Source organism: Mesorhizobium sp. A556 (genome assembly GCF_054489545.1).
The window spans coordinates 62146-87011 of the sequence record NZ_JBTMXA010000004.1 but is presented as its reverse complement, the minus strand read 5'-3'; the positions used below and the strand labels follow the sequence as shown (position 1 = coordinate 87011).

Sequence of the window (24866 nt, the reverse complement as noted above, 5' to 3'; positions counted from 1 at the left end):
AGCCTCGCAATGGACGCAAATTCTTCGGCAAAAACATGATCGCACCCCGTATCATCACAGTTGCGAACCAGAAGGGCGGCGTCGGCAAGACCACGACTGCCATCAATCTGGCAACCGCGCTGGCCGCCATCGGCGAGCAGGTGTTGATTATCGACCTCGATCCGCAGGGAAACGCCAGCACCGGTCTCGGCATCGAACGCCGCGATCGCTCCGTATCGTCTTATGATGTGCTGACGGGTGCGCTGGGCATCGAGGAAGCGGCGATGCCGACGGCGGTACCCGGCCTGTCGATCGTGCCCTCGACGCTCGATTTGCTCGGGGTCGAGATGGAATTGTCGACGGCGCCGGATCGCGTCTTGCGCCTGCGCAACGCCATTCGCGCATCCTTCGAGCGCGCCGCTAATTTCACTTATGTGCTGATCGACTGCCCGCCGTCTCTCAATCTGCTGACGCTCAATTCGATGGCCGCCGCCGATTCCGTGCTGGTGCCGCTGCAGTGCGAATTCTTCGCGCTGGAGGGGCTGAGCCAGTTGCTGGAAACGGTCGAGCAGGTTCGGCGCACCATCAACCCCGATTTGACGATCCAGGGCATCGTGCTGACCATGTATGACGGCCGCAACAATCTTGCCAATCAGGTAGTGCAGGATGTGCGCACCCATATGGGTGACAAGGTCTATGAAACGGTGATCCCGCGCAATGTGCGGGTTTCCGAGGCCCCTTCCTATGGCAAGCCGGCAATCCTCTATGACCTCAAATGCACCGGCAGCCAGGCCTATCTGCAACTCGCTTCCGAAGTGATCCGGCGCGAGCGCAGGCTGCGCGCGGCATGAAATCCATTCGGCTACGAAACGATTCGAGCGGGACATGAACGAAGACCCTTCCAGAAAGCGACTCGGCCGCGGCTTGGCGGCATTGATCGGAGAAATCGACCGCCCGGCGGAGCCGGACAGGCAGTCGGCGCCGGCAGACGGGCGCGTGCCGATCGAGTTCCTGTCGCCAAACCCCAAAAACCCACGCCGCCAGTTCGGCGATGCCGATCTGACCGATCTGGCGCAATCCATCCGAGAGCATGGCGTTGTGCAGCCCGTGATAGCCCGGCCCTCGCCGACGCAGGCGGGCCGCTATGAGATCATTGCCGGCGAGCGCCGCTGGCGGGCGGCGCAGCGGGCCGGCCTGACTGACATTCCGGTAATTATCCGCGACGTCAACGATCGCACGGCGCTGGAACTGGCGATTATCGAGAACGTCCAGCGCACGGATCTCAACGCGGTGGAGGAGGCGCTGGGCTACCAGAACCTCATCGACGACCACGGTTACACGCAGGCCGACCTCGGGCAGGTTATCGGCAAGAGCCGCAGCCATGTCGCCAACACGCTACGGCTCCTGAAGCTGCCGGATGTCATCCGTGACATGGTGGTCGATGGTGCTCTGTCGGCCGGGCATGCGCGCACGCTGGTTACGGCCGAAGACCCGGCAGGCCTCGCCAGGCGGATCGTCGAGGGCGGGCTATCTGTGCGGCAGGCCGAGGCATTGGCGCAGCAACCAGCAGGTGCGCCATCGCAGAAGCGGCCAAGTGAACCGACGCATAAGGATGCCGATACGCTGGCGCTGGAGAAGCTTTTATCGGACGCCATCGGCATGAAAGTCGCGATAGCGCACAAGGATGGCGGTGGCGAGGTCCGCGTCACCTACCGTACGCTCGAACAACTGGACGATCTCTGCCGCCGGCTGAAGCAGGAACGATAGGGGCTGCCGTCGCATTTCGGGATGGGTGCGGTTGGGAGCACGTTTTGCCTGCCAATTTTTCATATATTTAGCCGACTAGTTATTTTGCCGCAAGCAGAAGACGGGCTTCGGTCCGTCCGATCAAAGCTGCGTCAGCGGCGTTGTAGCCGGGCACTTTCAACCGCAATGCCGAGCAGCGCCTGCCGAGCCAGCGCCGTGGCCAGGTTCTGGCGCTGGCGGGTCTGGAGCACGGCGTTCTGAAGTCGCGCCAGCGCGCGGGCCAGCGCATCCGCACTCCACCGCTCCACCGCTTTTTCCATCAGCTTGCGCCGGGCAAAGAAAATCGGTGGCTTCTGGGCCGCGACGGCGCCGGCGGCATTCTGCCGGCCGGTATCGACAGCGCCGCGCATAATCTGGATGGCCTGCATCTGGCGCATGGCCGCCGAAAGCACCAGAAAGGCCTGCCCGTTGCCGCTTTGGCAATGCTGGGTGAAGGCCGAGTCGAAATCGCTTATCCTGCCCTCGAGCAGCGCGTCGACGGCATCGTCAAAGGACTGGCCGGAAATGTCCCCGGTCATCGCCCTGACATCGCCCAGCGTAATTTCACGCGCCCCGTGGGCATAGAGCAGAAGCTTTTCAATCTCTCCGCGCGAGGCGAGGCGGTCGCCGCCGAGATTGCGGCGCAGCGCCTGGCGCGCCTCCATGGTTATCGTCATGCCGGCCTTGCCCAGCTCGTCGTCGATAACCGCATCGATGTCCCTGTCCTCGTCGGCGTAGCACGGTAGCGCCATGGCACTTGCCGCTCCTTCGACCACGGCCCGCAACCCGACGCCCTTCTTCAGCTCGCCCGCCTCGATCAGAATGACGGCGTCACGCGGCGGCTCGGCCACCAGCAGCTTGATATCGTCGGCGAGGCGCTTGTGGGCACCCGCATTGCGCAACCAGAGCAGTCGGCGATCCGAAAACATCGACACGGTGCGCGCCTCGTCCAGCAAGCGGCCTTCGTCGCGGTCGATTTCGCCGGCGTCGAGCCGCACGACGGAAAACGGATCGTCGAGCGGCAGGCCGGTCTTGCCGGCAAAGATGCGGGCACGCTCCGCCACCAGCCCGCGATCTGGACCGTAGAGCAACACGATGGAGATGCGCGGGTCCGGGCGCGCCAGCCAGGAATCGACTTCGTACGCTTTCTTCTGTGCCATTTTTTCTCCCTATCACGCTCTGCAGAAAGCGTGAACGGGTTTGCCATGCCGGCGAGCGCGCGCTTGCGCAGCAATCGATCCGCAACGGAGCGTCCGGCATGCCGTTTGTTGCGGGCGGACTGCTACGAAAAACCGGAAATTGCGTGCCGTTACTGCCACAATGGCCCGCGACGGGAGGCAGTACACATAACAGGCACTGACTCCGCTTTGTGCTGGCCTTGCAGCCCGAATATGCAACAATCTGTCTGGTGATAACGGAGTGACAGCCATGGCCGACGCTGGAATTCTGCATTTCCATGTTCCCGAGCCGGAGGTCAGGCCGGGCGGTACGCCGGATTTTTCCAACGTGCCGATCCCCAAAGCCGGATCGGTGCCGCGTCCGGAGATCGATGTCGATCCGCGCGATATCCGCGACCTCGCCTTTTCCATCATCCGCGTGCTCAATCGTTCCGGCGAAGCGGTCGGGCCGTGGGCTGGGCTGCTCACCGACGATGAATTGCTCGAAGGCCTGCGCAACATGATGACGTTGCGGACCTTCGATACGCGCATGCAAATGGCGCAGCGCCAGGGCAAGACCTCGTTTTACATGCAGCATCTGGGCGAGGAGGCGGTCAGCACGGCGTTTCGCAAGGCGCTCTCGCCCGGCGACATGAATTTCCCGACCTACCGGCAGGCCGGCCTGCTCCTCGCCGACGGCTATCCGATGGTCACGATGATGAACCAGATCTACTCCAACGAGAAGGATCCGTTGAAGGGCCGCCAGCTTCCGATCATGTATTCGTCGAAGGAGCACGGTTTCTTTTCGATTTCCGGCAATCTGGCGACCCAATATATACAGGCGGTCGGTTGGGCGATGGCCTCGGCAATCAGCGGCGACACGAAGATAGCGGCAGGCTGGATCGGCGACGGCTCCACCGCGGAGTCTGACTTCCATTCGGCACTCGTGTTCGCGTCCACCTACAAGGCGCCGGTGATCTTGAACGTCGTCAATAACCAGTGGGCGATCTCCACCTTCCAGGGCATCGCGCGTGGCGGGGCCGGCACGTTTGCGGCGCGGGGGCTCGGCTTCGGCATTCCCGCCTTGCGCGTCGACGGCAATGACTATCTCGCGGTTCACGCAGTCGCCAAATGGGCCGCTGAGCGGGCGCGCCGCAATTTCGGCCCGACGCTGATCGAATATGTCACCTACCGTGCCGGCGCGCATTCCAGTTCCGACGACCCGTCCGCCTATCGGCCGAAGACTGAATCCGACGCCTGGCCGCTTGGCGATCCGATCATGCGCCTGAAAAACCATCTGCTTCTGCGCGGTGTCTGGTCCGATGAGCGTCATGCCCAAGCCGAGGCGGAAATTCTCGATACGGTGATCGCCGCGCAAAAGGAAGCCGAGAACCACGGCACGCTGCACTCGGGCGGCAAGCCGTCGACGCGCGACATGTTCGAGGGGCTTTATGCCGAGATGCCGCCGCATCTGCGACGCCAGCGCCAGCAGGCGGGGGTCTGACCATGCCGCGCAAGACCATGATCGAGGCCATCCGCGACGCCATGGACGTGACCATGGAGCGCGACGAGAAAGTCGTTGTGTTCGGCGAAGATGTCGGCTTTTTCGGCGGCGTCTTCCGCTGTACGCAGGGGCTGCAGGCGAAATACGGCAAGAGCCGCTGTTTCGATGCGCCGATCAACGAATCCGGTATCGTCGGCGCTGCCATCGGCATGGCGGCCTACGGGCTGCGCCCTTGCGTGGAAATCCAGTTTGCCGACTACATGTTTCCTGCCTACGACCAGCTTAGCCAGGAAGCGGCTCGGCTGCGCTATCGCTCGAACGGCGATTTCACCTGCCCGATCGTGGTGCGGATGCCGACCGGCGGCGGCATTTTCGGCGGCCAGACCCACAGCCAGAGCCCGGAAGCTTTGTTTACGCACGTCTCCGGTCTGAAAACGGTGGTGCCGTCCAATCCGCATGACGCCAAGGGCATGCTGATCGCGGCGATCGAAGACCCGGATCCGGTCATCTTCCTGGAACCTAAACGGCTCTATAATGGGCCCTTTGACGGACATCATGAGCGCCCGGTAACGGCTTGGTCCAAGCATGAGTTGGGCGAGGTGCCGGACGGGCATTACACCGTACCGCTCGGCAAGGCCGCGATCCGCCGGGCCGGCTCCGCCGTTACCGTGCTGGCCTATGGAACCATGGTCTACGTGGCGCAGGCGGCGGCCGAGGAAACCGGCATCGACGCCGAGATCATCGACCTGCGCACGCTGCTGCCGCTCGATCTCGATGCAATCGTGACGTCGGTGAAAAAGACCGGGCGCTGCGTGGTCGTGCATGAAGCGACATTGACCTCCGGCTTTGGCGCGGAACTGTGCGCGCTGGTGCAGGAGCATTGTTTCTACCATCTGGAAGCGCCTGTCGTGCGGGTTGCCGGCTGGGATACGCCCTATCCGCATGCGCAGGAGTGGGACTATTTTCCGGGGCCGGCCCGCGTTGGCCGAGCGCTTGTCGAGACGATGGAGGCTTAGATGGGCGAACATGTCATCAAGCTGCCGGACGTGGGTGAAGGCGTCGCCGAGGCCGAACTGGTCGAATGGCATGTCAAGATAGGCGACCTGGTGCGCGAGGATGCGTTGCTGGCCGCCGTGATGACCGATAAGGCGACCGTCGAGATTCCTTCCCCGGTCGAAGGCGAGATTCTCTGGCTTGGCGCCGAGATCGGCGACACGGTCGCGGTCGGCTCGCCCATCGTTCGGCTGAAGGTGGCAGGCGAGGGGAATGTCGCGGCGGGTGCGGCAAGTGCAATTCCGGTCGCGCAGGACACCCCCATCCCTGCTGGGGCGAGCCACGGGTCTCGCCCATCCTTCGGACCCCCACAAGGGGGAGGGGAATACGTCACCCCCTCAGACAATCCGGCTGCGACTCCATTTGACATTGCTTCGACAACAAAGCGACCGGCCGCAACAGAATCCCCCTCCTCCTTGTGGGGAGGGGTTAGGGGTGGGGGTAATGGCGATCCCGCCGCGAAATCCGTGGGAAGCTCTCTCCCCTCAGGCGCACCTCGCCCCGAAGGCGAAAAACCGCTTGCGTCGCCCGCCGTGCGGCTGCGTGCCAAGGAAGCCGGCATCGATCTTCGTCAAGTTCCGGGCGGCGGCCCGGCCGGCCGCATAAGCCACGAGGACATCGAGGCTTTTCTGGCGCGCGGACCTCAAGCCTCCAAACCCTCGGGGCTCATGCGCAACGATGCCGTCGAAGAGATAAAGATCGTCGGCCTGCGAAGAAAAATTGCGGAAAAAATGGCGCTGTCGGCGTCGCGCATTCCGCACATCACTTATGTCGAGGAGGTCGATGTCACGGCGCTCGAGGAATTGCGCGCAGTGCTCAACAAGGAGAAGCGCGCGGACCGGGTGAAGCTGACGCTGCTGCCCTTCCTGATGCGGGCGATGGTCAGGGCGATTGCCGAGCAGCCGCAGGTCAATGCGCTGTTCGACGACGAGGCCGGCATCGTGCGCCAATATGGCGGCGTGCATATCGGCATTGCCGCGCAAACGCCGTCCGGCCTGATGGTGCCGGTGGTGCGCCATGCCGAAGTGCGCGACATTTTCGATTGCGGGGCCGAAGTTTCCCGGCTTGCCGAGGCCGCGAAATCGGGCACGGCGACGCGCGAGGAACTTTCCGGCTCGACTATCACCATTACTTCGCTTGGCGCGATGGGCGGCGTGGTGACGACGCCGGTCATCAACCACCCGGAAGTGGCGATCATCGGCGTCAACAAGATGATGGTTCGCCCGGTGTGGGACGGCACGCAGTTCATCCCGCGCAAGATGATGAACCTGTCGTCCAGCTTCGATCACCGGATCATCGACGGCTGGGACGCGGCGGTGTTCATCCAGCGCATCAAGGCGCTGATGGAAACGCCGGCGCTGATTTTCGTGGAGGGGTGAGGATGTTGTTTAACCCTATCTACGGTCGCACTCCGTCGCGCCCCTCTCTGCCCTGCCGGGCATCTCCCCCGCATGGGGGGAGATCACGCGCTTCGGTGTACCTGCTCGACATTGCAGAATTGGCGACAAGATTGCGGCCATCTGATCTCCCCCCTCGAGTGGGAGATGGCCGGCAGGCCAGAGGGGGGCAACGTAGAGCGCCTCGTGCTCCAGGGAGTGACGCACGATGAAAGACATCTCCTGCAAACTGCTCGTCATCGGCGCCGGCCCCGGAGGCTATGTCTGTGCCATTCGTGCCGGCCAGCTTGGTATCAATACGGTGATCGTCGAGGCGGGCAAGCCGGGCGGCACCTGCCTCAATGTCGGCTGCATCCCTTCAAAGGCCTTGATCCATGCGGCGGAAGAGTTCGACAAGGTTTCGCATCTGGCGTCGGGAAACAGCCCGCTTGGGATTTCGACAAGCGCGCCGACACTCGATCTGGCCAAAACCATCGCCTGGAAAGATTCTATCGTTAGTCGGCTTAACGGCGGCGTTGCAAGCCTGCTCAAAAAGGCTGGAGTCAAGACGGTTCCGGGCCGCGCAAGGTTTCGCGACGGCAAGACGGTCGAGGTCGAGACCGAGACCGGCATGCAGATAATTCGCGCGGAGACGGTGGTGATCGCCACCGGGTCGGCCCCGGTCGAATTGCCGTTTTTGCCATTCGGCGGGCCGGTTATCTCATCCACGGACGCTTTGGCCTTGACGGAAGTACCCAAAAGGCTGGCCGTGGTTGGCGGCGGTTATATCGGGCTTGAACTCGGCACCGCCTTGGCCAAACTCGGCTCCAAGGTGACGGTGGTCGAAGCTTTGCCGCGCATTCTCGCGCAATACGACGCCGAACTGACGCGGCCGGTGACAAAGCGGCTTGCAGAACTCGGCATCAAGGTTTTGACCGGCACCAAGGCGAAAGGACTTTCGGCCAAGGGCGATACGCTGCTGGTCGAGGGGGCGGACGGCACGGACCAAAAGATCGGGGCGGACAAGGTGCTCGTCACGGTCGGGCGCAGGCCGGTAACGGACAGTTTCGGCCTCGAGGAAATCGACCTAGCGATGAACGGAAAATTCATCCGCATCGACGACCAGTGCCGCAGCTCGATGCGCGGCGTCTTTGCCATTGGCGATGTCACCGGGGAGCCGATGCTGGCGCACCGGGCCATGGCGCAGGGCGAAATGGTGGCGGAGATCGTCGCCGGCCACAAGCGAAGCTGGGACAAGCGGGCGATTCCCGCCGTTTGCTTCACCGACCCGGAACTCGTCACCGCCGGCCTGTCGCCGGAAGAAGCAAAAAAGCTGGGGCTGGAGGTCAAGGTTGGAAACTTTCCGTTCGCCGCCAATGGCCGCGCCATGACCAGACAGGGCGAGGACGGGTTCGTGCGCGTCGTGGCGCGGGCCGACAACCATCTGGTGCTGGGCATCCAGGCGGTCGGGCAGGGTGTTTCGGAATTGTCGGCCGCCTTCGGCTTGGCGCTGGAAATGGGCGCGCGGCTGGAAGACATCGCCGGAACGATCCACGCGCACCCGACGCAGGGCGAAGGCTTTCAGGAAGCGGCGCTAAAGGCGCTGGGGCATGCGCTGCATATTTGAGGAGCCGATCTCCCGCAGAGATAACGGTGCTGAACACTGTCTCGGCGTCATCCCCGGCGATCGGAGCATAGCTCCGTGAGACCCGGGACCCATGCCGTGACGACAGCCGGGTCAGACGCGAACGTGTCAGCAGCCAACCGCCATCGTCACGGTATGGATCCCGGATAGCCACGCCGTCGCTGACGCTCTGACGCTGGTTTCCGGAATGACGAGGTGGGATGGTTATGCCGCTAGTCGGCGACGGCGCGGTTTTTGACCGCGCCGATGCGTGTCGAGAAAAAATCAGCTGGCCAGCCGTGTCACCGCTTCGTGCTGGGCGTAGGCCTGCCCGAACCGGTTGGCGAGGAAGGCGTCGAGCGAAATGTCTTCCTGGCGCACGAAGCCGGTTGCCGGTAGGCTGCCGTCGGCCAGCATGTCGAGCACGGCGCAGATGCCGGAGGCCGTGGTGATCTGGATGGCGCTGCGGACGGTCTTGCCAGCGCGCTGGCTATAGACCTTGTTGGCGTAGGTTTCCTGCATGAGCCGGCCTTGTCTGCGGCCCGAAACGGTGACGAAGACGATGACCACGTCCTGCGTCGTTGCCGGCAAGGCATTTTCAAAGATGTCCTTGATCAGCTCGCGGCGGTGGCGCAGGCCGAGATCGTTCAAGAGCGCCTTCATGATCGCCGCGTGGCCGGGATAGCGGATGGTGCGGTAGTTCAGCGTGCGCACCTTGCCTTTCAGCGTCTCGGCCAGCGTGCCGAGGCCGCCTGAGGTGTTGAACGCCTCATAGGTGACGCCGTCGAGCGAGAATTCCTCACGCTCTTCCAGCGGCGGCACTTCGACCAGTTCGCCCTCGACGATGGCCTCGCAGGGCTCGCAATATTCGTTGATGACGCCGTCCGTGCTCCAGGTCAGATTGTAGTTCAGCGCGTTCGACGGATATTGCGGTAGCGCGCCGACGCGCATGCGCACGCTTTCCAACGTGTCGAAGCGGCTGGCGAGATCGTTGGCGACTATGGAGATGAAGCCTGGCGCCAGCCCGCACTGCGGAATGAACGCGGTCTTGGCGTCACGCGCCAGTTCCTTGACGCGGCGCGTCGAGGCGACGTCCTCGGTCAGGTCGAGATAGTGCACGCCGGCATTTGCGGCCGCTTCGGCGATGCGCGTGGTCAGGTGATAGGGGGCGGCGCTCATGACGGCGAACTTGCCAGCCAGCGCTTTTTCGAGCGCGCCTTCGGCGGCGATATCCAATTCCAGCGTCGTCACGCCCTTGGGCAGGTCGAGCGCCTCGAGCTGGGCGGCGGCGCGATCGACGATGGTGACGGCGTAGTCGCCCGTTTCCGCCAGCATTGCGGCGATGGTGGAGCCGATCTTGCCTGCTCCGACGATGACGATTTCCTTCATGGTGCCCTCCGAATGGTGCGTTTCGCCCATCGTTGCAGCTTGCCAGACGAATGGAAGCGTGCGATCCGTCGATATAACGCCCTGTTTTAGACATTACGCCGATAAGGATCGTCATAATGCTGACAAATGCCGAACAAGCCCTGCTCGCGCTGTTGCGCGAAAACGCGCGCGCCTCGACGGCCGAACTGGCGCGCCGGCTTGGCGTGTCGCGCACCACCGTGCAAAGCCGCATCGAGCGGCTGGAGGCGCGCGGCGTCATTGCCGGCTACGGCGTGCGGCTGTCGCGCGACTACGAGCAGGGCCTGGTGCGGGCGCATGTGCTTTTGACGGTGACGCCAAAGCTCGCCGACCGGGTGGTTGCGGGCTTGCGGGCGTTGCCGTCGGTCGAGACGCTGCACTCGGTGAGCGGCAATTTCGACATGATCGTCATCGTGGAGTCGCCGTCGATCGGCGATCTCGATGCGTTGATCGACCGCATCGGCGCGATGGAGGGAGTGGAACGCACGCTCTCCTCGATCATTCTCTCGACACGAATCGACCGCTAGCGGCGTGGCGATTCCGGGCGATGCAAATGTCTGTATCAAACCGGGCAAAGCGCCAGCTGTTCAAACGGGAGCAAGACATCATGATCGTTGAGCGGGTCGGAATCATCGGTGGAGCCGGGTGGCTGGGTTCAGCCATTGCTCAATCGCTCGTCGCGTCAGGGACCGTCGACCCGGCAAAACTCACTTGCTCATACCGGTCAACCAGGCCAGCCCGGCCGAGCGACTGGCGCTGGACACGGGACAATGTCGAACTTGTCGCCGGGTCCGACATCATCATCGTTTCGGTCCAGCCGGGCGACTGGCCCTCGCTTTCCTTCCGGGCCCCCGAAAAGCTGGTGATTTCAGTCATGGCCGGTATCAGGATGGCAAGCCTGCGCCAGCGCACCGGCGCAACGCGCCTGGCCCGCGCGCTGCCGAACGCTGCCGCGACGGTCCGGGCCTCCTATACGCCGATCTTCATGCACTCCGACATGGCCGACGATAGCGCAACGGTCTGTTCTCTCTTTGAAGCCTGCGGCAGCGTCGATCTCGTAACCGACGAAGGCCTGATCGACTATTTCACGGGAATGACGGGTTCCGGGCCGGCCTTTCCCGCGCTGCTCGCCGAGGCCATGATTGCCGACGCGCTCGATCGGGGGATCCCTTCCGAGGTGGCGCGCCGGGCAGCCGTCCAGACATTGATCGGGGCCGCACGTATCTTTGAGACGCAGGACGCCACGCCGGCAGAAACCGTCAAGGCCTTCGTTGACTATGGTGGCACGACGGCTGCCGCGATCTCGAAGATGCGAGAACTGGGCTTCGGCCCCGCCGTGCGGGCCGGGCTCGAAGCCGCTTACCTGAAAGCCCGGTCTCTCTCACGCGACTAAAGCACGTCGCGATCTTTCAGATTCGCTTGCCGAGCTTTAGATCTCTGTTTTCTCGCATGTCTCCCGAAACCGATTCCATTTTTCGGTGCGGTGCTCAGTCCCGCTTGGTCAGGACGCCGTAGAGGATGTTTTTGTTCTCTCCGAAAAACACCTTGGCATCGACGGCGTTGCGGTCGACGCTGGCGTTGACGATGTCCCACATCTCGGTTTCGGAGCGCAGCAGCAACTCCCAGTTCATGAAGGTTTCCATATAGCCGTCGACGCCGATATCCTGGGCGAAATTAGCGAAGAGGAAGACCCCGTTCGGCTTCAGCATCCGCATGCAGCACTGGGTAAGTTTTACCGCCACCTTGTGGGAAAGATAGTCGTAGAGGCCCGCCGCGTAGACGAAGTCGAACCGGCTTAGCCCGTAGGCGTCGGTCAGCAGGCCTCGTACCGAACCGTCGATCGCCTCGACCGCCGTTCCGCGAAAGTCCCGGATGATGGAACCGACGCTCTGCGGATCCTGGTCGAGTGCTACCCAGCGCCGGATATTTCCCTGGTGCAAGGCCTCCGACCGGTCGGCCTCCCGAAGATGCCCGGCGGCAATGGTCAGGATTTCCGTTTCCTTGCCACGTGCGGCGGCGATCTCGTCGACATGCCGGGTCAGGATATCGCGCCGTTCCCGCACGGCGACCGATGACGAGACATCCTTCGTGTAGCCGTAGAGGGCCTGGCCGAGCGCGGAGGCGTTCGCGATCTCGGCTGCGACGCTCGCATGCCCGTAGATGAAGTCGAGCAATTGCGCGTCGCCGGAATAGCCCCTGGGCTTCTCGAACGACCACCGCGTAAACGGGTCCTGGAGAAAGAAATCGGATACCGGATGGTCCTGCGCGACCGGTATCAGTTCGCGCCAGGTTTCCGGGTCAATCCTGGCGCGTATCTTGTGGAGTTCCGCAGCGGTCCGCTCGACGATGGCTGCGGGTTCTTTTCCCTGTTCGAACTGCTGCTTCGCGATACCGAGAACAAGTGCAAGCTGATCTCTTGCCCCCGTAAACAGGTTGGGGCTGGAACCGGTTCTCGCGGAAACCGCCTCGGCGGCGATCGCTTCGGGCGTGATAAGACTTTCACCGTCGAGGACGAGTTCGTTCATGTGGTCAGTCCCAAATCATTAGCATTTTAACTAATTTATCGGGAGACGAGAGACTTGACCAGCCGCTTCGTAAATCTATGACGGCTCCGGATTTGGCTTGTGCCAATGGGCCGCCGTCAGTTTATCAAAAATTGACGGAATATCGCGTAACATTCCGTAAGAGGCAGCCGTTACTATCAGCCTGCGGGATTAGGCGATTGCAATGACGGAGCAGTACAGCGATTTCCACAAAGATGCGCAAAAATTCCTCGCTCCGCCGGGCGTAACGGAACGAACCGGCCGATGACCCAAGGATTGACTGCCCTGGTGGACAGAGGTCTTCGCAAGCAGCTGGAGCTGAGCGAAGAGGAGCTTCGTGCGCTCTACCGGCAGGAAGGCGATACTGTTCGAAGAACCGACGCCAGGAAGGGACTGTGGCTCGCGGTCGCGGTCTATCTGCTGTTTGCGGGAACCGATATCCTGCTCATCCCGGACGTCGCCGTCGTCACTGTCGCGGCACGCCTTGTCGTCGCTGTGCTTGTTCTGGCCGCCATCGAAATGCAGGTTCGTGCAGCCGTCCATACGGAATGGCTCGACATAACCTGCGCTGCCGCGATCATTTCAGGCTATGTCGGCTGGCTGATTCCGGCTTTGGCCACGGCGTACACGCAAAACCTATCCTATTACATGATTTTCGGTGCCATCTTCATGATGGGCGCCAATTTGTTTTTCAGCTTTCGCTTCGCCATTTCCATCATATCGTCCAGCACCATCTTCGTCATATTCTTTGTCGCGCTTTCCTTTTTCTCTTCGAGCGTGCCGTACACGGTCACGCTTGGAACCTTTTATCTTTCCTGTTTCATGTTCACGTCCTTCGTGAACTGGAAGCTGAACAAGGAGCGCTACAAGGTGTTCCTGAACGCGCTGGAGGCCAAGGCCCAGCACAGGGAGGCGACGGAGCGCGGGAAGGCGCTGCTGCGGCTGTCGCGAACGGACCCGCTGACCAACCTTCAAAACCGCCGGGCGGTCGATGAAAAGCTGCAGGAATACTGGAGCAACTGGCAGCATGACGGCAAAAGCTTCGTCGCGGTCCTCATCGACGTCGATTTTTTCAAGCGGTTCAACGATTATTACGGGCATCAGGAAGGTGACCGCTGCCTCGTCGTCGTCGCGAATGCGCTTAGCGCCACGATAGCCAGATATGACGGCTCCATCGGCCGCTACGGCGGCGAAGAGTTCATCGTTTTGGCCCATCTGCGGAAAAAGAAAGAGGTCGTCGCACTGGTGGAGGAGATCCGACGGGCGGTAGAGGAACTGACTGTCACGCATGAGCACCGGCGCGACGGCACCGCCATCGTCACGGTAAGCGTCGGCGCGTCCCTGACCCGGCAGGGCGCGGCCGGGAAACTGGAGAAGATCATTCACGAGGCCGACCGCGCGCTCTATCTGGCCAAGGCAAGCGGCAGAAACTGTGCCCGGCTGTTCGATCCTGACGATCCTGAAAGCAGCGATGAAAGCGAAAACATCGCCGCCTTGCTCAAGATCGCGGTCGACCAGCGCCTTGTTTCCCTCGTCTACCAACCGATCCTGGACGTCGCCTCGGGGCGCGTGGAGGCGGCGGAAGCCCTAATGCGCCTGACGACCTTCGACGGGACGGTGGTTCCGCCGAGCCAATTCATTCCCGTGGCCGAGCGGACCGGCGCTATCCTGGAACTGGGCCGCTGGGCGCTTAGAACGGCGTGCCGGGAACTGCTGGCGGACAACGACATCGGCGTCGTCAGCGTCAATGTTTCGCCGATCCAGCTGGCCTCGGCGGGGTTCGCGTCTTCCGTCGCCGCAATCCTCGGCGAAACGGGCGCGTCCGGGAACAGGCTGGCCTTCGAGATCACCGAAGGCATCGAGATGGACATGCGCTCGAACGTCCTTCGCTGCATCGGCGACCTGAAGCTGCTGGGCATCCGGATATGGCTGGATGACTTCGGCACGGGTTTCGCCGGCCTGTCATGGCTTCGCCTGATCGATTTCGACGTGGTGAAGATCGACCGGTCGTTTATCAACGGCAGCAGCGACGCGAAAGGTCGCACGATGCTTCAGGATATTGTCGGCCTGGTCCGCAATCGCGGCCCTCGAATCCTGGCTGAAGGCGTCGAGCGCGAGGATCAGATGGCCCTGATCCGGGAACTGGGCATCGACCAGGCGCAAGGCTACCATATCGGCTGGCCGACCCCGGCGGAGAATTTCCGGATACAGTTGGGCAATCGCCATCCGCCGAAATCCGCCCTGCAATCGGCCTGACGACTGCTCCTGAAGCACCGAAAGATGGGCGGCGGGACACGCTGGAGCGCCCGTAATCGTGGTAAACTCCCGAGTCACCCTGTTAGACAAAGTGCGGGCGGCGAACGTCCCTGCCCTTTATCCGCCTTGTTCGGATCGAATCGTGTTTTCGTGCGTTACTGATGCCATTGAGGGCTGGGACAACATTTTCGGAGAGATACGATGAAAAAGATTCTGGTGATGGTGGCGTTGTTGCTGCCGATTGCTGCCTGTTCCCAGACGGAACGGGGAGCCGCGATTGGTGGCCTCGGCGGAGCGGCCATCGGCAGCGCCGTAGCCGGCGATCCGGTTGAGGGCGCGATCATCGGCGGCGCCATCGGTGCTGTCGGCGGCGCCCTGATCGGCAACGCCAGCGAGCGCGGCCAATGTCGCTACCGCGACCGTCGCGGCCGCGTCTATGTGGATCGCTGCCCGTCCGGTGATCGCTACGAGAGCCGGGATTATGACCGCCGCGATTACAGGCGCCGGCACTACAACAACGGCTATTGATCGCATCGGTCATGGACCATGACGATCCGAAACGCGTAGCCCGCGTTTCGGCCTGACAAAAAAAGCTGCGCGAACCGGATGGCTCGCGCAGCTTTTATTTTTTGCGATGGAAGAAGGCTTACTCGGCGCTGGCTTCCGCTGGGGCTTCCGCCGGAGCGGCCGTTGCAGCGGCAACGGCTGCAGCGGCGTCTTCCTGCGCCTTCTGCAACAGGGCGGCGCGTTCCTGCGCCTTCTTGCCCGGCTCGCCCTTGGTCGGGTTGGAGCGGACTTCGCGCTTGACGATACCGGCTTCGTCGAGGAAGCGCATCACGCGGTCGGTCGGCTGCGCGCCGTGCGAGAGCCAATGCTTGACGCGGTCGGCGTCAACCTTGACGCGGTCGCCGTCCTTGGGCAGCAGCGGGTTCCATGAGCCGATCTGCTCGATGAAACGGCCGTCGCGCGGGCTGCGCGCATCGGCGATGACGACGTGGTAGTAAGGGCGCTTCTTCGAACCCGCACGGGCCAGCCTGATTTTCAGTGACATTCTTTTTCTCCTAAAGCTCTGTTTGTTGGATGACGGCTGGTTGTCAGCCGGTTTCGGACACGCCGTTTGAGGCGGCATTTTTATCACCACCGCTGTTCGAAGCGGCGATCTGCTCGTGGTGGCGGATGACTTCGCGCACGACGAAATTGAGGAATTTTTCCGCAAAATCCGGGTCGAGATGCGCGTCGTCAGCCAGCCGGCGCAGACGGGCGATCTGATCGGCCTCGCGGCTCGGATCGGCGGGCGGCAAGCCATGCGTCGCTTTGAGAACGCCGACCGCCTGGGTGCAGCGAAAGCGCTCGGCCAGCATGTGGATGAGGGCTGCGTCGATATTGTCGATGGAAGCGCGGTAATCCGCGAGGATTTTCCGTGCTTCCGCGATGGCTTTTTCTTCGTTCACAGCACCCTCACTTCTTCTTGCCCGATCCCGGGAATCCGCCGCCCAAGCCGGGAAGCCTCATGCCGCCGGGAAGGCCCGGCAAGCCGCCGGCGCCCATGCCGGGCAGGCCCTTGGGTAGTCCGCCGCCGAGGCCTGCCGCTTCGGCCTGCTTCTGCAGCGCCTCAAGCTGCTTCGGGTCCATCTTCGACAGGTCCGGCATGCCGCCGCCGGGCATCCCGCCCATACCCCCGCCAAGGCCCATCTTGGAGGCCAGCCCGCCCATCATGGACCGCATCATGCCGCCGCCTTTGCCCTTGCCGCCCATGGCCTTCATCATGTCGGCCATGCCGCGATGCATTTTCAAAAGCTTGTTGATCTCGGCCGCATTCGTGCCGGAGCCGGCGGCGATGCGCTTCTTGCGGCTGTGCTTGAGAAGGTCGGGATTAGCGCGCTCGGCCCTGGTCATCGACGAGATGATGGCGATCTGACGGCCGAACATCTTGTCGTCCAGACCGGCAGCGGCCATCTGGTCCTTCATCTTGCCCATGCCGGGCATCATGCCCATGATGCCGCCCATGCCGCCCATCTTCGACATCTGCTGCAATTGCCCGGCAAGGTCGTTGAGGTCGAACTTGCCCGACTGCATCTTTTTCGCCATCGCGGCCGCTTGTTCGGCGTCGATGTTTTCGGCGGCTTTTTCCACGAGCGAAACGATGTCGCCCATGCCAAGGATGCGGTCAGCGATGCGCTTGGGATAAAACTCCTCCAGCGCGTCCATCTTTTCGCCGGTACCGATCAGCTTGATCGGCTTGCCGGTGACGGCGCGCATCGACAGGGCGGCACCGCCGCGGCCGTCGCCGTCCATGCGGGTCAGCACCAGGCCGGTAATGCCGACGCGTTCGTCAAAGCTTTTCGCCAGATTGACGGCGTCCTGACCAGTCAGCGAATCCGCGACCAGCAGGATTTCGTGCGGGGCCGCCATCTTCTTGATGTCGGCCATTTCGAGCATCAGTGGCTCGTCGATATGGGTGCGGCCGGCAGTGTCGAGAATGACGACGTCGTGGCCGCCGAGCCTGGCCGCCTGCACGGCACGCTTTGCGATATCGACCGGTGTCTGGCCGGCGACGATCGGCAGCGTCGCGACGTTCACCTGCTCGCCCAACTGACGCAACTGCTCCTGCGCGGCCGGACGGCGCGTATCGAGCGAGGCCATCAGAACCTTCTTGTTCTGGCGCTCGGTCAGGCGCTTGGCGATCTTGGCGCTGGTGGTGGTCTTGCCGGAGCCCTGCAGGCCGACCATCATGATGACGACCGGGGCGGGCGCGTTGAGATCGATCGGGACGCCTTCGTCGCCGAGCATGGCGATCAGCTCGTCATGGACGATCTTGACGACCATCTGGCCGGGCTTGATCGACTTGACGACGGCCGCGCCCACGGCCTTTTCGCGCACCTTGTCGGTGAACGAGCGCACCACTTCCAGCGCAACGTCGGCTTCCAGCAGCGCGCGGCGCACCTCGCGCAGGGCCGCCGTGACGTCGGCTTCCGACAGCGCGCCACGGCCGGTCAGGCCGTCCAGGATGGAACCAAGGCGTTCCTGGAGGGACTCAAACATCGACTATGCCGCAGCGCTTGAACGCCTCGGTTCCCTTTTGATCCCTGTCGGCCCGTCGGGCCTCCACGCCTCTTGAGCGCTCTTGCAGGCTCTCGAACATGCTTTTTCCTTTTCCCAGGCACCCGGATGATGCCGGAGAGGTAATGCGTCCGCGCCAGGCTTCCAAGTAAACCCTTGGGCAAAAAACCCAAAGCCAAAAGCACCCGGGGGCGCACAGCGCTGCCGGGTGTTGGCCTCCAGGATCGATTTACGGCCTAGCCTCGAAAGGTTTTGGCGTCCCGGTCGGCTTGCTCGGAGAAAAACTCGTCGCGGAATTCGCGCGGTGTAAACAGGAAAAACGCCGAAGAGTCAAGAAAGACGAGCGACGGGGTTCGACAGCGCCCTATATCGTAGCAGACGGAAAGCAGTCAGGGAGGCATGGCGATGGCGGACACCAGCAAAAAGATCCAGCCTTCGCCGCTGCCCGAAAACCATTCGGAGACCGTTACCGCCGCCGTCCATTATTACCGCGCCGAACTGGCGCGCATGGCCGGCTGGCGCGACCGCATCGACCGCACCACCAATTGGGCGATCACCGTGGTCGCGGCCCTTTTGTCGGTTTCGCTGTCGACGGCGTCGGCCCATCACGGCGTGCTGTTGTTCGCCATGCTGCTGGTCTATCTGCTTTTGATGATCGAGGCGCGGCGTTATCGTTTCTTCGACGTCTATCGGTTCCGGGTGCGGCAGATGGAGCGGCATTATTTCGCGCAGCTATTTTCACCGGCGGAAGACTTTTCGGCGAACTGGACGCAAATCCTCGGCCAGAGCCTGCGCCAGCCCAAATTCTTCATTTCCTATGGCGACGCTTTTTCGCGTCGGCTGCGCCGCAACTATATCTGGATGTTCCTGATCCTGCTGCTGGCGTGGATATTGAAGATCTCGACGCCGCGCCTTCAGGAAGAGAATGCCGGCTCCGGTTTGGCCCATTCGCTGCAGGAGGTGCTGGCGAATGCCGGCTTCGGACCCATCCCCGGCTGGTTGATGGTTGCCGGCGTTGTGGTCTTCTTCCTGTGGCTGCTGTTTGCCTCGCTGCGCACGCCCGACGATGCCGGCGAGGGTGATTTCGGCGAAGTGCATGTGTGATGCAGACTCGAGAAAAGGCACCGGTTTTCGGGTCTCTATTGCCGTAATCGTCCCGATGCGAGCCGGAAAAATCGCCTGACCTTGCCCCTTCGCCACAATTATCCCTTGATCGTGAGCGAGTGCGCCGGTCGTCATTGACCGCCGGGTTGCCGAAACGACGGTGACAAGCCGGCGTTTCGCTGGCAAGTTCGCTTCGGGACGTGATTCAGGCAACCAGGAGAAAAACATGGCATTACTTGCCAAGGGAAAGATTGTTGCGGCTGCGATTGCGGCGGTATTCGCGGCGACGGCAGGGGCTGAAGCTGCCGGCAAATGCGGCAAGGATTCGAGTGGCTTTGCCGCATGGGTCGAAGCCTACAAGGCGGACGCCCAGGCGCGCGGCATCGATACCGGTCCAATGGCCGGCGTCAAATATGACCGCGGTGTCATCAAGATCGACCGCAACCAGCATGCCGCCTTCAAGGGCACGGTAGAGCAGTTCCTGGCGCGCCGCGCACCCGCCTCCTACGTCAAGAAGGCCAAGGGCTACATGAAATCGCAAGGCCCGCTGCTGAACAAGATCGAGAAGCGCTACGGCGTTCAACCCGAAGTATTGTTGGCCATCTGGGGCATGGAAACCGGCTTCGGCGCCAATTCCGGCAACAAGGCCGTATTCGGCCCGCTGGCGACGCTGGCCTATGATTGCCGCCGCTCGGCCTTTTTCACCAATGAACTGGATTCGGCCCTCGAGATCGCCCAGAAGGGGTACATCGCCGCCTCCCAGATGAAGGGAGCCGGCTTCGGCGAACTCGGCCAGACGCAGTTCCTGCCGTCCAAATACCTGCAATTCGCGGTCGATTTCGACGGCGACGGCCGCCGCGACCTGATCCACTCGCGCGCCGACGTGCTGGCTTCGACGGCCAATTTCCTGCGCGGCCATGGCTGGAGCGCCGGCGGCGGCTACGGGCCGGGACAGGCCAATTACGGCGTCTGGAACGACTGGAACCGCGCCACGATCTACCAGAAGGCGCTGGCCGAGTTCGCGCGTCGTATCGCCAACTGATAACCGGCTGCCCATTCCGCCCCATCACGCCCGACCGGAATGACCCGGCCGGGCGTTTTTGTTCTCGAAGCAAATCTGCTTTACGTACCTCAAAATTCCCGCTAGGTTCATCCTGGTGGGAGGGTTTCAGGTGCGTCCGACGGTTCACGATGTAGCGGAAGAGGCCGGCGTCAGCCTGGCGACGGTGGACCGCGTGCTCAACAAGCGGCCCGGCGTCAAGGCGGTGACCGTGGCACGGGTCGAGACCGCCGTCGCGAGACTGGGTTTCGTGCGCGACATTTCGGCCGCCAACCTCGCCAAGCAGCGCATCTACCATCTCGCCTTCATCATCCCCGAAGGGCCAAACAGCTTTATGCGCGGGATGGAGCGGGAACTGGAGCAGATCGCGTCGCGTTCGGCGCTGGATCGCACGATCATCGACATCGTCAAGGTTCCGGCTTTCGACGGTGCCGCCCTTGCCGGCGCAATCGAAAAGTTCGACACCGCTACCGTTTCAGGCGTCGCGCTGGTGGCGACGGAATCGCCCGCCGCCGGCGAAGCATTGGCGCGGCTGCGGCAGGCGAACATTCCGGTCGTGACCATGGTTTCCGACATGCCCGCCTCGCGGCGCGACCATTATGTAGGCATCGACAACGTGGCCGCCGGTCGTTCCGCCGCAAGCCTCATCGGGCGTTTTATCGGGCCAAAAACGGGCAAGATCGCGCTCGTCGCTGGCTCGATGCTGGTCCGCGACCATGTCGAGCGCCGCATGGGCTTCGATCAGGTGATACGGGCCGAATTTCCCGGTCTCGAATGCCTGCCGGTGCTGGAGGGGCGCGACGACGCCGACATCACCCGCAAGCTGCTGGGCGATTGTCTGGAACACGAGCCGGGCGTCGTCGGCATCTACAGCATCGGCGCGGGCAATCGCGGCGTCATCGACGTGCTGCAGGGCAAGCCCACCTATCGCGATCTGGTGGTCGTGGCGCACGAACTGACGGACCATTCCCGCAAGGCGCTGCGTGACGGCCTGTTCGACGCCGTCATCAACCAGGATGCGGGCCATGAAATCCGCAGCGCGGTGCGGTTGCTGAAAGCCGCCATCGACGGAAGTAGGATCGTCGAAGGGCAGGAAAACATCCGCATCGAAATTTATCTTCGCGACAACCTGCCATGAGCGATGAAGCTGTGCTAGTTTTGAGGTACGTAAATCTAAATCAACTCGACTTGCCCGCCACGGGCGATCTTTCGACCAGCTTGCTAAGGACTGCACCAGAATGACCACCGGATTTTTCGGCGACATCAAGACCGCCAGTTACGAGGGCCCGGATTCGACCAATCCCCTCGCCTATCGCCACTACAACAAGGACGAGGTCGTCGCCGGCAAGCGCATGGAAGACCATCTGCGTTTCGCCGTCTCCTACTGGCATTCCTTCGCCTGGCCGGGCGGCGATCCGTTCGGCGGCCAGACCTTCGACCGGCCCTGGTTTCCCAAGGCGGGCGGCACCGACACGATGCAACTGGCCAAGCTGAAAGCCGATATCGCCTTCGAGATGTTTGCAGCGCTCGACGCGCCCTATTTCTGCTTCCACGATGCCGACGTGCGGCCGGAGGGCGACAGCTTCTCCGAGAGTGCGGCGCGCCTCGACGAGATCGCCGACTATATCGGCGGCAAGATGGAAACCACAGGCACCAAGCTGCTCTGGGGCACGGCGAATTTGTTTTCCAACCGCCGCTTCATGGCAGGCGCGGCCACCAACCCGGATCCGGACGTGTTCGCCTATTCGGCGGCGACGGTGAAATCCTGCATGGACGTCACCCAGCGCCTCAAGGGTGAGAACTACGTATTGTGGGGCGGTCGCGAAGGCTACGAGACGCTGCTCAACACCGATCTGAAGCGCGAGCGCGCGCAGGCCGGGCGCTTTCTGTCCATGGTGGTCGATTACAAGCACAAAATGGGTTTCAAGGGCGCGATCCTGATCGAGCCGAAGCCGCAGGAGCCGACAAAACACCAGTACGATTATGACGTCGCCACCGTTTACGGCTTCCTCAAGGAGTTCGGGCTGGAGAACGAGGTGAAAGTCAATATCGAGCAGGGTCATGCCATCCTCGCCGGCCATTCCTTCGAACACGAACTGGCGCTGGCCGATGCGCTCGGCATTTTCGGCTCCATCGACATGAACCGTAACGACTATCAGTCCGGCTGGGACACTGACCAGTTCCCCAACAACGTGCCGGAAATGGCGCTGGCCTATTATCAGGTGCTGCAGGCAGGCGGCTTCACCACCGGCGGCACCAATTTCGACGCCAAGCTGCGCCGCCAGTCGCTCGACCCGCAGGACCTGCTGATCGGCCATATCGGTGCGATGGATTGCTGTGCGCGCGGTCTCAAGGCGGCGGCAAAAATGGTCGAGGACAAGGCGCTGTCCGGGCCGCTGACTGAGCGCTATGCCGGCTGGAACTCGGCGGAGGCGAAGGCGATGCTGTCGGGAAAACGCACGCTGGAGGAAATCGCGGGGCGCGTCGTTGCCGAAAAAATCGAGCCGCAGCCGCGTTCCGGCCGGCAGGAATATCTGGAGAACATCGTCAACCGCTACGTCTGAAACGGGTCAGCAGCCGGGAGGAGAAAAAAGGAATGTCACGCAAGGGAGGGTGCGGCGGTGCTGTCGCGCACGATCAGCTCGACCGGCAGAACCTGGCTTTCGCTGTCGCGCGCTCCGGCCGCGTCCCCCTTGCGCTCGCCCTCAATCAGCCTCAGCAGGATCTTGGCCGCCGTCTCGCCGATCGCGGCGCGCGGCTGCCGGATGGTGGTCAGCGACGGGATCAAATGCTCGGACATTTCGAGATCGTCGAACCCGACGACGGACACGTCCGCGGGCGCGTGGATGCCGTGCCGGTTCAGTTCCGACATGAAGCCACAAGCCATGGCGTCGCTGGACAGGAACACCCCCGTCGGTCGCTGCTCCAGCGCCAGCCACTGGCGGGCGGCTACAATTCCGGAAGCCAGCGTGAAATCGCCGTCGAAAAACCAGCGTTCATCGCTCGCAAGCCCGGCACGGGCAAGGGCTGCACGCACGCCCACCGCGCGTTGCTGCGTCAGCACATTGTCGGGTGGCCCCATGACATGGCCGATCCGGCGATGGCCAAGCGAAATCAGATGATCGACCGCAAGCATCGCGCCGTGATGGTTGTCGATGGTGACGCTCGGCTGGTCGTCCACCCACTCGCAGGCGAAGATCACCGGCGGCTGGGCCATGCGGCCACGACCGCTAAACGTGTTTTCCGGCAGGGTGCCGTCCAGCACGATCAGGCCGTCGGCCCGGTTGTTGTGGAGATATTCGGCGATCTGGCGGTCCGCGCCCTTCGGCTCTTGCGTGTCGGCGACGAGCACGTTGAGGCCCGCCGCCGAAGCGACATGGGCGATGGCCGACAGGATCAGCGAGAAGAACGGATTGGACAGATGCGGAACCAGCACGACGATGCCGCCGGTCTGCTGGCGGCGCAGGTTCCGGGCGGCGTGGTTGATGCGGTATCCGGTCTGCGCGACGGCGGCCAGCACCGCGTCGCGCGTCTTGGCCGAAACCAAATCGGGATGCGACAACGTACGGCTGACCGTGGCCGTCGAAACGCCAGCCGCCCGCGCGACATCGCCGATGCGGGGATTGGTCCTGGTGAAGGCGTCGTCCATTTTTGCTCCGAACCGGTGCGTGACCCGCAATGCCTAGCGTTGGGCTTGCGCCTTGTGCGCGATTTTCCCGCGCGGATCAAATCACGGCCAATCGTTTCAAACCGGCCGCTCTTGACTGTGATCGGCGCTTCGGCAATGGTTGGTGTAATCGATTACATCCTATAATTTCAGGGATGACAAGCGCGGGAAGGTCGGCTTTGCCGGCGCGCTGAAACGGAAGAGCGGGTGTCACTCCCGCAGGAGGACCGAATGAAGACGATTAAAGGCCCAGCCATTTTCCTGGCGCAATTCGCGGGAGATGCCGCGCCCTTCAATTCGTTCGATTCGATCTGCGAATGGGCCGCTGGCCTCGGCTACAAGGGCGTGCAGATCCCGACCTGGGATGCGCGGCTGTTCGACCTGAAGAAGGCGTCGGATTCCAAAACCTATTGCGACGAGATCAAGGGCGTTGCCGCCAGCCACGGGCTGGAGATCACCGAACTGTCCACGCATCTTCAGGGCCAGCTGGTCGCGGTGCATCCGGCCTATGACGCCGCCTTTGACGGCTTTGCAGCGCCCGAAGTGCGCGGCAACCCGGCCGCGCGCACCGAATGGGCAAACGATCAGGTCCGGCGCGCGCTTCGCGCTTCAAAGCATTTCGGCCTCAAGGCGCATGCGACGTTTTCCGGCGCGCTGGCCTGGCCCTATATCTATCCGTGGCCGCAGCGCCCGGCGGGTCTGGTCGAAGCCGCCTTCGACGAACTGGCCAAGCGCTGGACGCCGCTGCTCGACTATGCCGACGAGAATGGCGTCGATGTCTGCTACGAGATACATCCCGGCGAAGATCTGCATGACGGGGTCAGCTACGAGATGTTCCTGCAGCGCGTGAACAACCACGCGCGGGCCAATTTGCTCTACGATCCCTCGCACTTCGTTTTGCAGCAGCTCGATTATCTCGACTACATCGACATCTATCACGAGCGCATCAAGGCGTTTCACGTCAAGGACGCCGAGTTCAATCCGACCGGCCGGCAAGGCGTCTATGGCGGCTTCCAGAACTGGGTGGATCGCGCCGGCCGTTTCCGCTCGCTCGGCGACGGGCAGGTCGATTTCGGCTCCATCTTCTCCAAGCTGACGCAATATGGCTACGATAGCTGGGCCGTGCTGGAATGGGAGTGCTGCCTGAAGCATCCGGAAGACGGCGCGGCTGAGGGCGCGCCGTTCATCCAGCATCACATCATCCGCGTCACGGAAAAGGCATTCGACGATTTTGCCGGGGCCGGCACCGACGACGCGGCCAACCGCAAGATGCTTGGCCTGGCATAGGGAG

The 24866-nt window shown here is 62.7% G+C and carries 21 protein-coding genes and 1 pseudogene; 15 read left to right on the top strand and 7 right to left on the bottom strand.

Features of this window, described 5'->3' with window-relative positions:
• Positions 1-35: 35 nt before the first annotated feature.
• The gene (locus tag ACX3P0_RS10820) at positions 36-830 is read left to right on the top strand and encodes a ParA family protein (protein ID WP_459079074.1); all 795 of its coding nucleotides are present in this window, start codon (positions 36-38) and stop codon (positions 828-830) included.
• A gap of 34 nt (positions 831-864) precedes the next feature.
• Positions 865-1746 (top strand): ParB/RepB/Spo0J family partition protein, encoded by an 882-nt coding sequence (locus ACX3P0_RS10815; protein ID WP_459088375.1) that lies wholly within the window; start codon positions 865-867, stop codon positions 1744-1746.
• Positions 1747-1877: 131 nt separating this feature from the next.
• On the opposite strand, the gene holA is transcribed toward ACX3P0_RS10815, so the two are convergent.
• Complete coding sequence (gene holA, locus ACX3P0_RS10810; RefSeq protein WP_459079072.1) at positions 1878-2924, bottom strand: DNA polymerase III subunit delta; 1047 nt, start codon at positions 2922-2924, stop codon at positions 1878-1880.
• Positions 2925-3192: 268 nt separating this feature from the next.
• Here holA and ACX3P0_RS10805 point away from each other — a divergent pair, with 268 nt between their 5' ends.
• The 4 genes from ACX3P0_RS10805 to lpdA all read left to right on the top strand — a co-directional run bounded on the left by ACX3P0_RS10805 (position 3193) and on the right by lpdA (position 8481).
• Positions 3193-4425 (top strand): thiamine pyrophosphate-dependent enzyme, encoded by a 1233-nt coding sequence (locus ACX3P0_RS10805; protein ID WP_459079071.1) that lies wholly within the window; start codon positions 3193-3195, stop codon positions 4423-4425.
• 2 nt (positions 4426-4427) lie between these two features.
• Complete coding sequence (locus ACX3P0_RS10800; RefSeq protein ID WP_459079070.1) at positions 4428-5441, top strand: alpha-ketoacid dehydrogenase subunit beta; 1014 nt, start codon at positions 4428-4430, stop codon at positions 5439-5441.
• On the top strand, positions 5442-6857 hold the full coding sequence (locus tag ACX3P0_RS10795) for a dihydrolipoamide acetyltransferase family protein (RefSeq protein ID WP_459088373.1): 1416 nt from the start codon (positions 5442-5444) through the stop codon (positions 6855-6857).
• A 226-nt stretch (positions 6858-7083) separates the two neighbouring features.
• On the top strand, positions 7084-8481 hold the full coding sequence (gene lpdA / locus ACX3P0_RS10790) for a dihydrolipoyl dehydrogenase (RefSeq protein WP_459088371.1): 1398 nt from the start codon (positions 7084-7086) through the stop codon (positions 8479-8481).
• 282 nt (positions 8482-8763) lie between these two features.
• Here the strand turns inward: lpdA and ACX3P0_RS10785 are convergent, their stop codons facing one another.
• Positions 8764-9867: a saccharopine dehydrogenase family protein gene (locus tag ACX3P0_RS10785; protein WP_459079235.1), complete on the bottom strand. Its 1104-nt coding sequence runs from the start codon at positions 9865-9867 to the stop codon at positions 8764-8766.
• Between the two features lie 116 nt (positions 9868-9983).
• On the opposite strand from ACX3P0_RS10785, the gene ACX3P0_RS10780 reads away from it, so the two are divergent.
• Both ACX3P0_RS10780 and ACX3P0_RS10775 read left to right on the top strand, forming a co-directional pair.
• The gene (locus ACX3P0_RS10780; protein ID WP_459088369.1) at positions 9984-10412 is read left to right on the top strand and encodes an Lrp/AsnC family transcriptional regulator; all 429 of its coding nucleotides are present in this window, start codon (positions 9984-9986) and stop codon (positions 10410-10412) included.
• Between the two features lie 77 nt (positions 10413-10489).
• Positions 10490-11278, top strand: a complete 789-nt coding sequence (locus ACX3P0_RS10775; protein WP_459079234.1) for a pyrroline-5-carboxylate reductase family protein — start codon at positions 10490-10492, stop codon at positions 11276-11278.
• A 94-nt stretch (positions 11279-11372) separates the two neighbouring features.
• Here ACX3P0_RS10775 and ACX3P0_RS10770 read toward each other — a convergent pair whose 3' ends face one another.
• Entirely contained in the window at positions 11373-12410 is a 1038-nt protein-coding gene (locus tag ACX3P0_RS10770) for a class I SAM-dependent methyltransferase (protein WP_459088367.1), read from the bottom strand.
• Between the two features lie 282 nt (positions 12411-12692).
• On the opposite strand from ACX3P0_RS10770, the gene ACX3P0_RS10765 reads away from it, so the two are divergent.
• Both ACX3P0_RS10765 and ACX3P0_RS10760 read left to right on the top strand, forming a co-directional pair.
• Positions 12693-14684 (top strand): putative bifunctional diguanylate cyclase/phosphodiesterase, encoded by a 1992-nt coding sequence (locus ACX3P0_RS10765; protein ID WP_459088365.1) that lies wholly within the window; start codon positions 12693-12695, stop codon positions 14682-14684.
• Positions 14685-14885: 201 nt separating this feature from the next.
• Positions 14886-15143 (top strand): annotated as a pseudogene (locus tag ACX3P0_RS10760) (glycine zipper domain-containing protein); the annotation flags it as partial.
• 187 nt (positions 15144-15330) lie between these two features.
• Here ACX3P0_RS10760 and rpsP read toward each other — a convergent pair.
• From rpsP to ffh, 3 genes are read right to left on the bottom strand one after another with little or no spacing between them, the layout of a single operon-like run.
• Positions 15331-15735 carry a 30S ribosomal protein S16 gene (gene rpsP, locus ACX3P0_RS10755; protein WP_459079064.1) on the bottom strand — a complete coding sequence of 135 codons (405 nt, stop codon included), beginning with the start codon at positions 15733-15735 and terminating at the stop codon, positions 15331-15333.
• 43 nt (positions 15736-15778) lie between these two features.
• A complete protein-coding gene (locus tag ACX3P0_RS10750; protein ID WP_459079063.1) occupies positions 15779-16135 on the bottom strand; it encodes a chorismate mutase in 357 nt (118 codons plus the stop codon).
• A gap of 7 nt (positions 16136-16142) precedes the next feature.
• Positions 16143-17726: a signal recognition particle protein gene (gene ffh / locus ACX3P0_RS10745; RefSeq protein ID WP_459088363.1), complete on the bottom strand. Its 1584-nt coding sequence runs from the start codon at positions 17724-17726 to the stop codon at positions 16143-16145.
• Positions 17727-18149: 423 nt separating this feature from the next.
• Here ffh and ACX3P0_RS10740 point away from each other — a divergent pair, with 423 nt between their 5' ends.
• The 4 genes from ACX3P0_RS10740 (at position 18150) to xylA (ending at position 22472) form a co-directional block, all read left to right on the top strand.
• On the top strand, positions 18150-18848 hold the full coding sequence (locus tag ACX3P0_RS10740; RefSeq protein WP_459088361.1) for a DUF2270 domain-containing protein: 699 nt from the start codon (positions 18150-18152) through the stop codon (positions 18846-18848).
• A 226-nt stretch (positions 18849-19074) separates the two neighbouring features.
• Positions 19075-19890: a lytic murein transglycosylase gene (locus tag ACX3P0_RS10735; RefSeq protein WP_459088359.1), complete on the top strand. Its 816-nt coding sequence runs from the start codon at positions 19075-19077 to the stop codon at positions 19888-19890.
• Between the two features lie 130 nt (positions 19891-20020).
• The gene (locus tag ACX3P0_RS10730) at positions 20021-21046 is read left to right on the top strand and encodes a LacI family DNA-binding transcriptional regulator (protein WP_459088357.1); all 1026 of its coding nucleotides are present in this window, start codon (positions 20021-20023) and stop codon (positions 21044-21046) included.
• 100 nt (positions 21047-21146) lie between these two features.
• Complete coding sequence (gene xylA / locus ACX3P0_RS10725) at positions 21147-22472, top strand: xylose isomerase (protein ID WP_459088355.1); 1326 nt, start codon at positions 21147-21149, stop codon at positions 22470-22472.
• A 35-nt stretch (positions 22473-22507) separates the two neighbouring features.
• On the opposite strand, the gene ACX3P0_RS10720 is transcribed toward xylA, so the two are convergent.
• Positions 22508-23557: a LacI family DNA-binding transcriptional regulator gene (locus ACX3P0_RS10720; RefSeq protein ID WP_459088353.1), complete on the bottom strand. Its 1050-nt coding sequence runs from the start codon at positions 23555-23557 to the stop codon at positions 22508-22510.
• Positions 23558-23806: 249 nt separating this feature from the next.
• Between ACX3P0_RS10720 and ACX3P0_RS10715 the strand changes: the two genes are divergently transcribed.
• The gene (locus ACX3P0_RS10715; RefSeq protein WP_459088351.1) at positions 23807-24862 is read left to right on the top strand and encodes a sugar phosphate isomerase/epimerase family protein; all 1056 of its coding nucleotides are present in this window, start codon (positions 23807-23809) and stop codon (positions 24860-24862) included.
• Positions 24863-24866 lie beyond the last annotated feature (4 nt).

What these genes read in the sequence shown, in the direction of transcription:
- ACX3P0_RS10740 (WP_459088361.1), top strand. Translation starts at nt 18,150, where the DNA reads ATGGCGGACACCAGCAAAAAGATCCAGCCTTCGCCGCTGCCCGAAAAC.
- rpsP (WP_459079064.1), bottom strand. Translation starts at nt 15,735, where the DNA reads ATGTCACTGAAAATCAGGCTGGCCCGTGCGGGTTCGAAGAAGCGCCCT.
- ACX3P0_RS10820 (WP_459079074.1), top strand. Translation starts at nt 36, where the DNA reads ATGATCGCACCCCGTATCATCACAGTTGCGAACCAGAAGGGCGGCGTC.
- ACX3P0_RS10785 (WP_459079235.1), bottom strand. Translation starts at nt 9,867, where the DNA reads ATGAAGGAAATCGTCATCGTCGGAGCAGGCAAGATCGGCTCCACCATC.
- ACX3P0_RS10720 (WP_459088353.1), bottom strand. Translation starts at nt 23,557, where the DNA reads ATGGACGACGCCTTCACCAGGACCAATCCCCGCATCGGCGATGTCGCG.
- ffh (WP_459088363.1), bottom strand. Translation starts at nt 17,726, where the DNA reads ATGTTTGAGTCCCTCCAGGAACGCCTTGGTTCCATCCTGGACGGCCTG.
- holA (WP_459079072.1), bottom strand. Translation starts at nt 2,924, where the DNA reads ATGGCACAGAAGAAAGCGTACGAAGTCGATTCCTGGCTGGCGCGCCCG.
- ACX3P0_RS10815 (WP_459088375.1), top strand. Translation starts at nt 865, where the DNA reads ATGAACGAAGACCCTTCCAGAAAGCGACTCGGCCGCGGCTTGGCGGCA.
- ACX3P0_RS10765 (WP_459088365.1), top strand. Translation starts at nt 12,693, where the DNA reads ATGACCCAAGGATTGACTGCCCTGGTGGACAGAGGTCTTCGCAAGCAG.
- ACX3P0_RS10715 (WP_459088351.1), top strand. Translation starts at nt 23,807, where the DNA reads ATGAAGACGATTAAAGGCCCAGCCATTTTCCTGGCGCAATTCGCGGGA.
- ACX3P0_RS10780 (WP_459088369.1), top strand. Translation starts at nt 9,984, where the DNA reads ATGCTGACAAATGCCGAACAAGCCCTGCTCGCGCTGTTGCGCGAAAAC.
- ACX3P0_RS10795 (WP_459088373.1), top strand. Translation starts at nt 5,442, where the DNA reads ATGGGCGAACATGTCATCAAGCTGCCGGACGTGGGTGAAGGCGTCGCC.
- ACX3P0_RS10735 (WP_459088359.1), top strand. Translation starts at nt 19,075, where the DNA reads ATGGCATTACTTGCCAAGGGAAAGATTGTTGCGGCTGCGATTGCGGCG.
- ACX3P0_RS10805 (WP_459079071.1), top strand. Translation starts at nt 3,193, where the DNA reads ATGGCCGACGCTGGAATTCTGCATTTCCATGTTCCCGAGCCGGAGGTC.
- xylA (WP_459088355.1), top strand. Translation starts at nt 21,147, where the DNA reads ATGACCACCGGATTTTTCGGCGACATCAAGACCGCCAGTTACGAGGGC.
- lpdA (WP_459088371.1), top strand. Translation starts at nt 7,084, where the DNA reads ATGAAAGACATCTCCTGCAAACTGCTCGTCATCGGCGCCGGCCCCGGA.
- ACX3P0_RS10770 (WP_459088367.1), bottom strand. Translation starts at nt 12,410, where the DNA reads ATGAACGAACTCGTCCTCGACGGTGAAAGTCTTATCACGCCCGAAGCG.
- ACX3P0_RS10800 (WP_459079070.1), top strand. Translation starts at nt 4,428, where the DNA reads ATGCCGCGCAAGACCATGATCGAGGCCATCCGCGACGCCATGGACGTG.